We start from the raw sequence: 12,664 nt of genomic DNA, 5'->3' as shown, positions 1-12,664 counted from the left end.
TGGTCCATGGACGCAGTTGAGAATGCAGTGGAGGAACCCGGCCGCGAACAGCGCCTCGCCGAGTTCTATAACCGCCGCGCGGCGTCCGGCACGGAACATCCGCTTGCGCCCCAGCGGGTAGAACAGCGTGAGCGGTTCATCTCGCTGCTCAAGGCCGAGGGCCGGCACAACGTCCTGGAGATCGGCTCCGGCATGGGGCTCGACGGCCTGGAGTTCGTCCGGGCCGGCATCCATTACACCGGCGTTGACCTCTCCGAGGAGCACGTCCGCAGGTCCCGGACGAAGGGCCTGGACGTCTCCGTGGCCAGCGCCCGGCAGCTGCCCTTCCCGGACGGGACCTTCCCGGCCCTCTGGACCATGAGCACGCTGCTACACGTCCCTGCCACCGATATCGACGGCGTCCTGCGCGAACTGGTGCGCGTCACGGCACGCGGCGCGCCCATCGCCGTCGGCCTCTGGTCCGGTGAGGATGAAGAGGTCCTGAACCCCGAGGACGACGTAGAACCCCGGTTCTTCAGCCGGCGCAGCGACGCGACGGTGCGGCAGGTCTTTGGCCGGCACGGTGCCATCGAGGACTTTGTCACCTGGCCGGAAGGCAACGGCGAGGAATCCGGCCCGGGCGCCGGGAACTGGACACAGCACTACCAGTTCCTGATCCTCCGCACCCCCGCCTCTCCCAACTGAGTAGCGCTATCTGTCGTTATGAGGGCTCATAACGACAGATAGCGCTACTCAGTTGGGGTGGGCGGATGTCCTAGGCTTGGCCCATGGCTCCTCTTCACACTTTCGCCGGGAACACCCCGGCCGTCCACGAATCCGCCTTCATCGCCCCGACGGCGTCGATCATCGGCAAGGCCACGCTCGCTGAGGATTCAAGCGCCTTCTATGGTGTGTCGGTCCGGGCCGACACAGCGGCCATCAGCGTCGGCGCCGGCAGCAACCTGCAGGACAACGTGGTGCTGCACGCCGATCCGGGCTTCCCCTGCACAGTCGGGGCCGGGGTCAGTGTGGGACATGCCGCCGTCGTCCATGGCTGCACTGTAGAGGACGACTGCCTGATCGGCATGGGCGCCACTGTGCTTAACGGCGCGGTGATCGGCACCGGCTCGCTCGTGGCAGCCGGCGCCGTTGTCCTGGAAGGGACTATTGTGCCGCCCCGCTCGCTGGTTGCCGGCGTCCCGGCGAAGGTACGGCGGGAACTCACCGATGAGGAGTTCGACGGCGTGAAGCAGAACGCCGTGCGCTACGTCGAGCTGGCGCGCGCGCACCGGGAGCTGCACGGCTAGTCGAGGCTGATGGGCCCGATGGCGTCCAGGAGTTCGCCCGGACCGGGGTTGCCCGGCGCCGACGTCCCGCCCAGGTGTTTCACCACACCCCACACCGCGTTCAGGCCGGTGGTTACGGCGCCTTCGGCCCAGCCCGCCGTGAAGGACACATCATCACCGGCAAGGAAGATCCCGCGCTGGGATTCGGGCAGCTTGTCCTGCTTGAAGTGCGTGAAGAGGCGCTGCTGGTAGCGGTAGTGCCCCGGCAGGTTCGCTTTGAAGGCACCCATGAAGTTGGGGTCCGCTTCCCAGGAAACGGTGATCGGCTGGCCCACGATGTGGCTGGCGATGTCCACGCCCGGGTAAATCTGCTCGAGCGAGTGCAGCATCAGCTCAACGCGTTCGTCGGCGTCCAGCGCCAGCCATTTGAGCGCGTCATCGTTCCACGTGTAGGACAGCAGGATCACGGCGGGCTTGTCCGGGCCGTCATCCAGGAGGTAGGTGGCCCTGTTCAACCGGTCCGTGAGGGTCATGGACAGGACCTCACGGCCGGTGTCCCGATCGATGTCCTTCCAGAACGGCCGGTCCACCATCACAAACGTCTTGGATGACTGCATGTAGTGCGAACGCTCGATCGCAGTCCACAGTTCGGCCGGGAACAGTGCCTCCTCGGTGTGGATGCGCGTGGACAGCAGCCAGGACTGGCACGTGGTGACCACGGCGGGGTAGCTGGCTTCGCGGCCCCAGCGCTCCCGGATCCGGAGGTCGCCGTCGGCATCGCGGCTGATCTTGTCCACGGCGCCGCGGGGCGTGCCGGAGTGGAGCGACGCCAGGGATGTTCCGTCCGGCCAGTGGGCCATGCCCGACGGCGCGTGCTGCCACAGTGCCTCGGGCAGCCGTTGGGCTCCCCCGCTGATGAGCCGGTGCTGGTCATCGGCGTCGGTGTAGACCACGCGGAGGATTTCCAGGATGGAGTTGGGGAAGTCCGTGTCCCAGCCGCCTGTGCCGAAGCCCACCTGGCCAAAGGCCTCCCGGTGGGCAAAGCCGGCTTCCTTGAATGACTCGCTCCCGGCGATGAACCCATAGAAGGTCTGCTCGTCCATGAGCGGCAGCAGCTCATTCCAGAGCTCCTTGATCCGGCCCGTGTCCCGGGCCCGGATGGCCTCCTGCATTTCGACGAAGCTCGCGCCGTCGTTCACCGCGGCCTTCCAGGCATCGGCCACCTCGCGGAAGAACGGCGGCAGGTCCTGGGCGGTCTCGGCGTAGTACTTCTGGCCGGCCAGTTCGATCACGGTGCTGGACGTGACGGGTGCCAGCGGGTTGGGGAAATCCTGGGTGTCCAGCCCTAGCAGGTCCACGTAGTGGTAGAAAGCCCTGCCCGACACGGGGAACCGCATGCCGCCCAGATCGGCCACCACGCCGGGAGCGGACGGAAAACCGGCCGTCCGCAGGCGGCCGCCGATCTGGTCCGCTTCATAGATGACAGGGCGCAGGCCCAGCTTCATCAGTTCGTAGGCCGTGACGAGGCCCGAAAGGCCCGCCCCTACAACTGCCACCTCGGTGCCGTACAGCTCCGGCGGAACCGCGCCGAGCCCTGCCGGATGGGCGAGGTAGTGGTCGTAGCTGAACGGAAAATCGGGGTTCAGCATGGTGATGGGGCCAGCCTGGGTGCTGGATGGGTCAGAGGCCGGGAGTTCGGTGGCGACGGTCATGAAAGCTCTGCCTTTGTTTGTTCGGGGGTGGACAGCGTTGAAGATTCCGGCCTGCTCAGCTCACGGTATTCCTCGTGGCTCATGGAAGCCACCCTTGAATTGCGCCGGCCATAGCCGAAGTACGCCGCGATACCCACCATCATCCAGATGCCGAAGGTCACCCAGGTGTCGGCGCCCAGGTTGGCCATGAGGTAGGCGCACATGAGCGCTCCGAGGATGGGCGTGAGCGGAAATAGCGGGACCCGGAAGGTCCGCTTGAGTTCAGGCCGCACACGGCGCAGGTAGATGACGGCAACGTTCACCAGCGCGAAGGCGAAGAGGGTGCCTATGCTCGTGGCGTCAGCCAGGGCGCCGAGTGGAACCAGGCCGGCCGTGACTGCCACGAGGAGGCCCACGATCAGGGTGCCGGCAACCGGTGTGCCGGTCCTCGCGGAGACCCGGCCGAAGATTTTTGGAATGAGTCCGTCGCGGGCCATGGAGAGAAGAATGCGGGTCTGTCCGTAAAGGACAGTCAGCACGATGCTGGCGATGGCAAGGACCGCGCCGACGGCGAAGACCAGGGCGATCCACGGCTGTCCGGTGGTTTCCTCAAGGATCTTCACGAGTGCTGCTTCATTACCGTCGAACCAGCCCCAGGGACGGGCGCCGACGGCGGCGACGGCAACCAGGACATAGATGGTGGTGACGATCAGCATGGAGAGCATGATGGCCCGCGGCAAGTCGCGCTTGGGATTGCGGGCTTCCTCACCGGCCGTGGACGCCGCGTCGAAGCCGATGTAGGAGAAGAAGACGCTGGACGCGGCGGCTGAGACACCAGCAGCGCCCATGGGCAGGAGAGGCTCGAAGTTGCCGGCGCTGAAGGCGGTGAAAGCCACGGCGCAGAAGAAGATCAGGATTCCCACCTTGACCACCACGATGGCGGTGTTAATCCAGGCGCTTTCCTTGGCGCCGCGAACCAGCAGGATCATGGCGAGCAGAACGATGACCATCGCCGGGACGTTCACCACTCCGCCGTCTCCGGGTGGCTGGGAGATTGCGTCGGGCAGGAACTGGCCGAAGACCGCCAGGGACTCGTTCACGTACTGGCCGGCCCCAACTGCCACCGCCGCGACCGAGACTGCGTATTCGAGCACGAGGCACCAGCCACAGATCCAGGCCATGCCCTCGCCCAAAGTGGCGTAGCTGTAGGAATAGCTGGAACCTGCCACCGGAACCAGGCCGGCCATTTCGGCGTAGGACACCGCGGACAGCAGGGCGGCGAGTCCAGCGATGGCAAAGGAGATCCAGATGGCCGGCCCGGCCAGCGGAACCGATTCGCCCAGGATCACCAGAATTCCGGTTCCCAGGGTCGCGCCGACGCTGATCATGGTCAACTGGAAAACGCCGAAGCTGCGGATCAGGCGGGTGCCGCCATGGCCTGTTTCGGCTTCATTGACCATCTGTCCGATCGGCTTGCGGCGCAGCAGCTGCGCGGCCAGGCCGGGCCTGCCGGCAGGCGGTGCCGGCCGGCGTTCTGTGTAGGTGGGCACAGTCATCGTTGACGTCCGTTCGTGAGTAGTTGTCGTTTCCCCTCGCCCAGCTTAGGCATGTGAGCCACCTCTCATGAGTGTGCAAAATGACCTATAGTGTTCTGGCATGAGACGTAATGCACAACAGACCAGCACGCCTTCGGCAGTGCTTTCCGGCCGGGTCAGCGTTGATCTGGCCGCGATTTCCGATAATGTCCGCGCCCTCCGGAAACTCACTCCCGCACCGCACTTCATGGCGGTGGTGAAAGGCAACGCCTATGGCCACGGGCTTGTCGAGGTGGCGCAGGCTGCCCTGTCTGCCGGCGCTGACTGGCTCGGAACGGCACAGCTCACGGAGGCTCTTGCGCTACGCCGCGCAGGCATCACGGCGCCGGTGCTGTCCTGGCTGTACCTCGCCACAGCGTCCAGCGAGATCATTCGCGAAGCTGTGGAAAACGACGTCGACATGTCCTTGGGCAGCCCCGCCCAACTCGACGTTGTGGCCGGCATCGCCCGCACGCTCGGAAGGCCGGCCGCGGTCCACCTTGAGCTGGACAGCGGGTTGAGTCGCGGCGGCGCCCGCGCGGAAGACTGGGTTGGCCTTGTGGCCGCTGCACGCAACGCCGAGCTCGAGGGGACCCTCACTGTCCGGGGCATCTGGACCCACCTGGCCTGGGCCGACGTACCGGCCCACCCCGGGAACGCCGCAGCGGTGGACGCCTTCGGGGAAGCCGTACGGCAGGCCAGGGAAGGCGGCCTGGAACCGGAGCTGAGGCATGTGTCCAGCTCTGCCAACATCCTGGACCGCCCTGAGTTTGCCTTCGACATGGTGCGGGCCGGGCTGGCCATTTATGGCCTGGCGCCCGCCGACCATCTTGACCCCGCGGATTTCGGGCTGCGCCCGGCCCTGACTGTCACGGCTCCCGTTGTGCTCGTGAAGAAGGTTCCGGCCGGCACCGGCGTGAGCTACGAACACCAGGCCATCACCCACGAGGCAAGGTATCTGGGGCTGATCCCCCTCGGCTATGCGGACGGCATCCCGAAAGGCATCTCAGGGCGCAGCATTGTCCAACTGGGCGGCAGGCGGGTGCCCGTGATCGGCAAGGTGTGCATGGACCAGTTCATGGTGGACCTCGGCCCGGAAGCCTGCGGAGTTTCCGTCGGCGACACGGCCGTGCTGTTCGGCGATCCGGACACCGGTGCGGCGAGCGCGGACGAATGGGGCTCGGCCATCGGCAGCCACGGCGACGAAATCATCAACCGGATAGCGCCGCGGCTGCCCAGGGCCTACGAGTGCCCCGACTACCAGGATCCTGAAGTCAGCGTGCCGCATGTCGCCTGAAGCTGCCGCGGGAGCGGGCACCAGAGCCGTAACGGGAAGAGGGACCGGCGCCGAGCCGATCAGCGCTGTCACGTTGGAGCAGTTCCTGGAAAAGTTGCCGCCGGAGTTAACGATCCTGCACGACGGCGGCAACGGTTCCGGCCTGCTGCGCTGGGTAGAGCCCAGCGAGCTGGAGGACCCCACGCCGTACCTGCTCGACGGTGAGTTCCTCCTCACGGCGGGTCTGCCGTTTGTGGGCGAGGCAGGCAACCAGGTCCGGGTCGACGCGTACGTGCGGCGTCTGGTGGGAGCCGGGGTGGGGGCCCTGGGCTTCGGGCTGGAACCTTACTTCGACGCAGCGCCGGAGGCACTGGTGAAGGCCTGCGTCCGGCATAACCTGACTCTGGTTCAGGTACCAAGCACTGTGCCGTTCGCTGCCATCGGGCTGGAATTTTCGCAGCTGCTCGAATCGGATAACGCCAAAGCCTTCAGGCAGCTGGCGGACATCAACCGGCAGCTGATGCGCGCAGTCCTCTCCGCCCGCCCCGAGCATGAACTCCTGGCCGCACTGGCCCAGCGGGTTCCCGTGTGGGCGGTGCTGGTCGGCGCGGACGGAAGGGTCCGCGCCCGGGCGGGCACCGGCGTCGAACTTCCCGCCCTGCAGCAGATCCTCGACCGGCTGCTCAGCGGCAGCGGCCCCCGGGTGGAAATGGATTCCTTCGACATTCCCGGCTCTGCCCTGGTGTTCGGGCATCCGCTGCGCAGCACGCGGGACGCCACCCTCGGCGCTTTGATCCTCGGGACGGACAGGGCGCTGACCCCGGCGCAGAACAGTGTGGTGTCCTCGGTAGTGGGGCTGCTGGAACTGCTGGTGCGACAACGCACCAGCGGCTCGCTCGCCCCCAGCCAGCTGGCAACGGCGCTGCTGCTGCATCCGGAGAGCCTGGCCGCCGGCTCAACCCGGCAGCTGAACGTCCTCAGGGACCTCCTGGCGCAAAGCGTTTCCGGAACCCGGTCCGGTGCCCTCCGGGTGGTTCAGGGCGTGCGGGCGGACGCGTCGGCGCCCGCGCCGGCCGATGGCCCTGTCAGGGAACTGCTGCAGTGGCGCAGGCTGTTCGACACGAAGATGGTGGAACTGACGGACTACGGGTTTGCCGCCGTCACCCGGCTCAAGGTGGACGACACGCTGCTGCATGAGGTGGAGGAGCTGGGCTGGCGCCTGGTGGTGGGCGATCCGACGGAAATGGCCGGACTTCCTGCCGCGTACCAGCGTGCGGCGTCGCTGCGGCCCCGCGTCCAGGCCAGCGGACAAAGTGTGCGCGTGGATGACGTCACGTGGTCGGTCACGGGGCTCTTGGGCCGCAGCGCCGGCACCATGCTTGCCGCCCGGTTGCTGGAACCGATCCTGGCGCAGGAGCCTGACCGAATCAGCACCCAACTCAGTGTCCTGAAGTCGTGGCTGGGCGAAAACGGCAACTGGGATGCCACTGCCAAAGTCCTGGGGATGCACCGGAACAGCGTGCGGCGCCAGATCAATGCACTGGCCGAGCTGCTGGCCATGGACCTTGGTTCCGCCCACGTGCGGGCGGAGCTGTGGATTGCCCTGCAGTATGTGGACGGCCTGGAGGACCGGATGGTTCAGATGCCCCAGGACCGGTAGAGCTCCGGGCGGCGTTCCCGGAGATAGGGCATCACGTCACGGGTAATCCGGGCGGCGTCCGGATCCACCTCGGCGAACAGGAGTTCGGCCCCCGGTCCCGCCGTGGCCAGCAGCGAACCATCCGGTCCGGCAATGACACTGCCGCCGAGGAATTCGCAGCCGTCCTCGGTTCCTGAGTGGTTGGCATAGGCGATGGTCAGCTGGCTTTCCAGCGCGCGGGCCCGGAGCAGCACTTGGGGAACCGCCTCGAAGCCGTGCGCCAGAGCGGTCGGCACCAGGAGCAGCTCTGCCCCGCCCAGCGCGGCGGCCCTGACCGATTCCGGAAATTCCACGTCGTAGCAGATCACCATTGAGGTCCGGAATCCGTTGAAATCGACGACGGCGGGACCCGCCTCCGCGGGGCTGAACGCCGCGCGTTCGTCATCGCCAAAGAGGTGCACTTTTGCGTAGGTGAGAAGCTCACCCCCCGTGGCGTCCACGAGCGTGGAGGTGATGTGCCAGCTGCCCCCGTCTGTGACTGACGGCAGGCTGTAGACCAGTCCGATCCCGTGGCGCCGCGCGATCCCTTCCAGCGCCTCCCGGATGGCGGGAAGCCCGGCAGGGTCCAGCTCCGCGCGGAGCCGCAGCGGCGCGTAGCCCACGGGAAACAGCTCCGGGGTGACCAGGACTGCTGCGCCCTCCCCGGCGGCCGCCCGGGCAGCCGCATCCAGGGCGGCACAGTTTGCATCCACATCGAGTACGCGGGCGTTTGCCTGCATCAGGGCCAGCAGCACCGTTTCCACCTCACATGATCGGGACGGCCACATGAAGTATGCGTCCGGTTTTTCCAGCCTAGCCACCGGACCTGAACGGCATCCGGGGCCAATTGCACCGGCCAAGGCCACAGGACGGACGGATCGTCCCATCAATTTGTCTCATCCGGCAAATTCCTTGCGTTAACTTCTTGACTGCAACCGTCAATGTAGGGCAGTCTTCTTTTCATGTCCGCCACACCGCGCTCGACGAGGAGCAAGCCAAAAAATCCGGGATCCCAGTCAGCCCTCCGGCAACTGAACCAGCAACGGATCATCGAGACCCTCATGAGCGGCCCGTCCACCCAGGCCGAGCTTGCGCGCCAGACCGGCCTCTCCACCGCCACGGTGTCCAACATCGTCAAAATCATGCAGGACGCGGGCCTGGCGTCAACCGAGCCGATCACCAGTTCCGGCCGCAGGGCACTCAACGTAAGACTAAACAGCAACGGCGCGGTGGCAGTGGGAATCGATTTCGGCCGGCGGCATCTCCGAGTGGTCCTGGCATCCCTGAGCTACCACGTGATCGCCGAGGAATCCGTCCTGCTGTCGCTCGGCCACCAGGCCGAGGAAGGCATCCGGGCAGCCGTCGGACTACTGGACAAACTGCTGCAGCAAAGCGGCGTGGACCGGACCCTGGTGGTGGGCGCCGGCGTCGGAATTCCCGGCCCCATCGACCGCCGGACCGGCACCGTGGCGCAGGGCGCTATCCTCCCCGAATGGGTGGGCATCAACATCCTCCAGCATCTGGAGGAAAAGCTCAATATCCCCGTATTCGTTGACAACGACGCCAATCTTGGCGCTTGGTCCGAGGTCACTTGGGGGCCGCATTCGGGCGTGAGCAACCTGATGTTCCTCAAGATCGGATCGGGCATCGGCGCGGGCCTGATCCTCAACGGCGCGCCGTACTACGGCAACGTCGGCATTACGGGCGAAATCGGCCATGCAACGATCCACGAGCACGGGCTGGTGTGCCGCTGCGGTAACCGTGGCTGTCTGGAGACCATCGCCTCCACTACCACCATGATGGAGCTGCTGGGCCGCGGCGAAGACCCGCCCCTGACGCCGGCGGACATCGTGCGCAAAGCCCTGGCGCGCGACTCCGCCACGCTCAGGGTGGTGGATGATGCAGGCCTGGCAGTGGGACGCGCCCTGGGCAATGTGGCCAATCTGATCAACCCTGAAGTGATCGTGGTGGGCGGTCCCCTCGCGGGGCTGGGCGACCTGCTGCTCGACCCCATTCGGAGGGGGCTTATCCGGCATGCAGTGCCGGTGATCGGCGAGACCACCAAGCTGACGATGTCCTCACTTGGGGACCGCGCGGAGGCCCTGGGGGCTGCCGCGTTGGTGTTCCAGCATGCCGGGATCCGGCGAACGTAGCCGTTTTGTTATCCGGCAATTGCGTTAAAGACTTGACGACAACGGGTGTGATCCAGTTTACTTTTTCATCAGACGCCCCTGCGCTTTGCGGGGCGGACAAAGAAGTCATGCATTGGAGGCGTAAGGGCAAATGACGTCCCAGACCACGCACACTGACCCGGTCATCCTGGAGATGCGTTCCATCACCAAGGAATTTCCCGGCGTCAAGGCATTGTCGGAAGTGAGCCTCCGGGTCAAAGCCGGCGAGATTCACGCTATCTGCGGCGAAAACGGCGCCGGCAAATCCACGCTGATGAAGGTGCTTTCGGGCGTCTACCCGTACGGCAGCTACGACGGCGACATCGTATACCAGACCGAGGTCCAGCAGTTCAAGGACATCCGCGCCAGCGAGCACGCCGGCATTGTGATCATCCACCAGGAGCTGGCCCTGATCCCGGAACTGTCCATCATGGAGAACATCTTCCTGGGCAACGAACCGACCAAACGCGGCGTCATCAACTGGGCGGAGGCCCGGCAGCGGTCCACGGAGCTGCTGGCCCGGGTGGGACTCAGAGAAGACCCGGACACCCCCATCAAGGAGATCGGCGTCGGCAAGCAGCAGCTCGTGGAGATCGCCAAGGCCCTGAACAAGTCAGTCAAGATCCTCATTCTGGACGAGCCGACCGCGGCGCTGAACGAATCCGATTCCCAGCACCTCCTGGACCTGATGCTGGGCCTCAAGGCCAAAGGCATCACCTCGATCATCATTTCCCACAAGCTCAACGAGATCGAGCAGATCGCCGATTCCATCACCATCATCCGGGACGGCAAGTCGATCGAAACGCTCGACGTCAAGGCCGACGGCGTCGACGAAGACCGCATCATCAAGGGCATGGTGGGCCGGGCCCTGGAGTCCCGCTTCCCCGACCACACCCCCAAGATCGGCGAAGTGTTCTTCGAAGTGAAGGACTGGTCCGTTGGCCACCCCGCCATCCAGGACAGGCTGGTCTGCAAGAGCTCAAACTTCTTTGTGCGGCGCGGCGAGATTGTGGGATTCGCCGGGCTGATGGGTGCCGGCCGTACCGAACTGGCCCGCTCCGTCTTCGGCCGCTCCTATGGCCGGTTCATCAACGGCCATGTATATAAGGACGGCAAGGAAGTTGTCCTCAAAAACGTCCGGCAGGCGATTGACGCCGGACTGGGTTATGTGACCGAGGACCGAAAGTCCCTGGGCCTGAACCTGCTCGATGACATCAAGGCCACCACCGTTTCAGCGAACCTCAAGAAGATCAGCCGAAACAGCGTGGTGGACACTGCCAAGGAATTCGAAGTTGCCGAGCAGTACCGCAAGGCGCTGCGTACCAAGACGCCCTCTGTGGAGGAAGGCGTCGCCAAGCTGTCGGGCGGCAACCAGCAGAAGGTGGTTCTGGCGAAGTGGATGTTCACGGACCCGGACCTCCTCATTCTGGATGAACCGACGCGTGGCATCGATGTGGGCGCCAAGTACGAGATCTACGGCATCATCCAGCAACTGGCCAACCAGGGCAAAGGCGTGGTGGTCATCTCATCCGAGCTGCCCGAGCTGCTGGGTCTTTCCGACCGCATCTACACCATCTTCGAGGGCGCCATCACCGGGGTCCTGAATAAGGAGGAAGCGAGCCAGGAAAGCCTGATGAAACTCATGACCTCCGCCCGTAAGGCCGCCTGACCCTCTGGAATCCTCCAGATCCTTCCAGATACAAGGACTGAAACAATGAACGCGCTCAAGAAGCTGTTTGGCGGCAATACCCGCCAATTCGGGATGATCTTCGCCCTGGTCGCACTGATCGTCTTTTTCCAGATCACCACAGAGGGCCGCACTCTCACTCCGGGCAATGTCATCAACCTCTTCAATGGCAACTCGTACATCCTCATCCTCGCCATCGGCATGGTGCTGGTCATCATCGCCGGTCACATCGACCTCTCCGTAGGATCCGTGGCCGCGTTTGTGGGCGTGACAGTGGCCCTGGCCATCCGCGACTGGGGTATCCCCTGGTACGCCGGCGTGCTGCTGGGCCTGCTCCTGGGTGCCCTGATCGGTGCGTGGCAAGGACTTTGGACGGCGTACGTAGGGATCCCCGCCTTCATCGTCACCTTGGCCGGCATGCTCCTGTTCCGTGGCTTCAACCAGTTCGTGGGCAAGTCCAACACCATCCCGGTACCCAATGACTTCCAGTACCTGGGTTCCGGCTACCTTCCTGAGGTTGGGCCCAGCACCGGCTACAACAACCTCACCCTGCTGATCGGCCTCGCTGCAGTCGCCTTTGTGATCTTCAGCGAAATCCGCCGCCGCCGGACCGCGAAGGTGCTGGGCGCCGAAGTGGCAGAGACCTGGGTGGTCGTCCTGAAGCTTGTCCTGGTCTGCGCGGCCATCCTGTACGCCACGTACCTCTTCGCCACCGGCCGTCCGGGCACGTCCTTCCCCATCCCCGGCCTGATCCTCGCCGTCCTGGTCCTGATTTACGGCTTCGTCTCTTCCAAGACCGTGGTGGGTCGCCACATTTACGCCGTGGGCGGCAACCGGCATGCAGCCGAACTCTCCGGCGTCCAGTCCAAGAAGGTCAACTTCCTGGTCATGATGAACATGTCCATCCTGGCTGGCCTCGCGGGCATGATCTTCGTGGGGCGCTCCACCGCTTCGGGCCCGTTCGACGGCGTCGGCTGGGAACTGGATGCCATCGCCGCAGTCTTCATCGGCGGCGCGGCCGTGACGGGCGGCGTGGGCACCGTGATCGGTTCCATCATCGGTGGCCTGGTCATGGCAGTCCTGAACAACGGCTTGCAGCTCCTCGGCGTCGGCGCCGACCTCACCCAAATCATTAAGGGCCTGGTCCTGCTGATCGCAGTGGCGTTCGACGTCTACAACAAGTCTCAGGGCAAGCGGTCCATCATCGGACTGATGATGAACAACTTCAACCGCCCAACCGGCGGGCCCGGCACACCCCTGCAGCCCGACGAAACCACCTCCACCAAGGAAACGATCGCCAGGGAAGCCTGAGCGATGCAGGT

The 12,664-nt window shown here is 65.2% G+C and carries 10 protein-coding genes; 7 read left to right on the top strand and 3 right to left on the bottom strand.

The genetic code is table 11. The features are described 5' to 3' along the window. Nucleotides 1–6 precede the first annotated feature (6 nt). Nucleotides 7–684 (top strand): class I SAM-dependent methyltransferase, encoded by a 678-nt coding sequence (locus tag ACX80M_RS07065; protein ID WP_252603624.1) that lies wholly within the window; start codon nucleotides 7–9, stop codon nucleotides 682–684. Nucleotides 685–767: 83 nt separating this feature from the next. Further along, nucleotides 768–1,286 (top strand): gamma carbonic anhydrase family protein, encoded by a 519-nt coding sequence (locus ACX80M_RS07060; protein ID WP_252603621.1) that lies wholly within the window; start codon nucleotides 768–770, stop codon nucleotides 1,284–1,286. Here the strand turns inward: ACX80M_RS07060 and ACX80M_RS07055 are convergent. Both ACX80M_RS07055 and ACX80M_RS07050 read right to left on the bottom strand, forming a co-directional pair. Beyond that, the gene (locus ACX80M_RS07055; protein WP_459309312.1) at nucleotides 1,283–2,977 is read right to left on the bottom strand and encodes a flavin monoamine oxidase family protein; all 1,695 of its coding nucleotides are present in this window, start codon (nucleotides 2,975–2,977) and stop codon (nucleotides 1,283–1,285) included. The two genes, ACX80M_RS07060 and ACX80M_RS07055, sit on opposite strands and share 4 nt — an antisense overlap. Then, nucleotides 2,974–4,512: an amino acid permease gene (locus ACX80M_RS07050; protein WP_252603704.1), complete on the bottom strand. Its 1,539-nt coding sequence runs from the start codon at nucleotides 4,510–4,512 to the stop codon at nucleotides 2,974–2,976. Before ACX80M_RS07050 ends, ACX80M_RS07055 begins: the two co-directional genes overlap by 4 nt. 100 nt (nucleotides 4,513–4,612) lie before the next feature. On the opposite strand from ACX80M_RS07050, the gene alr reads away from it, so the two are divergent. Then, nucleotides 4,613–5,827 carry an alanine racemase gene (gene alr / locus ACX80M_RS07045; RefSeq protein ID WP_459309311.1) on the top strand — a complete coding sequence of 405 codons (1,215 nt, stop codon included), beginning with the start codon at nucleotides 4,613–4,615 and terminating at the stop codon, nucleotides 5,825–5,827. Next, complete coding sequence (locus ACX80M_RS07040; protein ID WP_459309310.1) at nucleotides 5,817–7,466, top strand: PucR family transcriptional regulator; 1,650 nt, start codon at nucleotides 5,817–5,819, stop codon at nucleotides 7,464–7,466. The genes alr and ACX80M_RS07040 overlap by 11 nt, the downstream gene beginning before the upstream one ends. On the opposite strand, the gene ACX80M_RS07035 is transcribed toward ACX80M_RS07040, so the two are convergent. Beyond that, nucleotides 7,445–8,239: a carbon-nitrogen hydrolase family protein gene (locus tag ACX80M_RS07035; protein ID WP_252603698.1), complete on the bottom strand. Its 795-nt coding sequence runs from the start codon at nucleotides 8,237–8,239 to the stop codon at nucleotides 7,445–7,447. The two genes, ACX80M_RS07040 and ACX80M_RS07035, sit on opposite strands and share 22 nt — an antisense overlap. Nucleotides 8,240–8,446: 207 nt before the next feature. Between ACX80M_RS07035 and ACX80M_RS07030 the strand changes: the two genes are divergently transcribed. The 3 genes from ACX80M_RS07030 (at nucleotide 8,447) to mmsB (ending at nucleotide 12,653) form a co-directional block, all read left to right on the top strand. Next, nucleotides 8,447–9,637: an ROK family transcriptional regulator gene (locus ACX80M_RS07030; RefSeq protein ID WP_252607788.1), complete on the top strand. Its 1,191-nt coding sequence runs from the start codon at nucleotides 8,447–8,449 to the stop codon at nucleotides 9,635–9,637. A 130-nt stretch (nucleotides 9,638–9,767) separates the two neighbouring features. Continuing rightward, the gene (gene mmsA / locus ACX80M_RS07025; protein WP_252603695.1) at nucleotides 9,768–11,324 is read left to right on the top strand and encodes a multiple monosaccharide ABC transporter ATP-binding protein; all 1,557 of its coding nucleotides are present in this window, start codon (nucleotides 9,768–9,770) and stop codon (nucleotides 11,322–11,324) included. Nucleotides 11,325–11,369: 45 nt separating this feature from the next. Beyond that, nucleotides 11,370–12,653 carry a multiple monosaccharide ABC transporter permease gene (gene mmsB / locus ACX80M_RS07020; protein ID WP_252607787.1) on the top strand — a complete coding sequence of 428 codons (1,284 nt, stop codon included), beginning with the start codon at nucleotides 11,370–11,372 and terminating at the stop codon, nucleotides 12,651–12,653. Nucleotides 12,654–12,664: the final 11 nt, after the last annotated feature.

The sequence above is a fragment of the Pseudarthrobacter sp. MDT1-22 genome (assembly GCF_054511035.1).
This window is presented reverse-complemented; position numbering and strand designations above follow the sequence as displayed.

Coding starts and splice junctions, on each gene's coding strand:
- mmsA (WP_252603695.1), top strand. CDS start 9,768: ATGACGTCCCAGACCACGCACACTGACCCGGTCATCCTGGAGATGCGT.
- ACX80M_RS07055 (WP_459309312.1), bottom strand. CDS start 2,977: ATGACCGTCGCCACCGAACTCCCGGCCTCTGACCCATCCAGCACCCAG.
- ACX80M_RS07050 (WP_252603704.1), bottom strand. CDS start 4,512: ATGACTGTGCCCACCTACACAGAACGCCGGCCGGCACCGCCTGCCGGC.
- ACX80M_RS07065 (WP_252603624.1), top strand. CDS start 7: ATGGACGCAGTTGAGAATGCAGTGGAGGAACCCGGCCGCGAACAGCGC.
- alr (WP_459309311.1), top strand. CDS start 4,613: ATGAGACGTAATGCACAACAGACCAGCACGCCTTCGGCAGTGCTTTCC.
- mmsB (WP_252607787.1), top strand. CDS start 11,370: ATGAACGCGCTCAAGAAGCTGTTTGGCGGCAATACCCGCCAATTCGGG.
- ACX80M_RS07060 (WP_252603621.1), top strand. CDS start 768: ATGGCTCCTCTTCACACTTTCGCCGGGAACACCCCGGCCGTCCACGAA.
- ACX80M_RS07030 (WP_252607788.1), top strand. CDS start 8,447: ATGTCCGCCACACCGCGCTCGACGAGGAGCAAGCCAAAAAATCCGGGA.
- ACX80M_RS07040 (WP_459309310.1), top strand. CDS start 5,817: ATGTCGCCTGAAGCTGCCGCGGGAGCGGGCACCAGAGCCGTAACGGGA.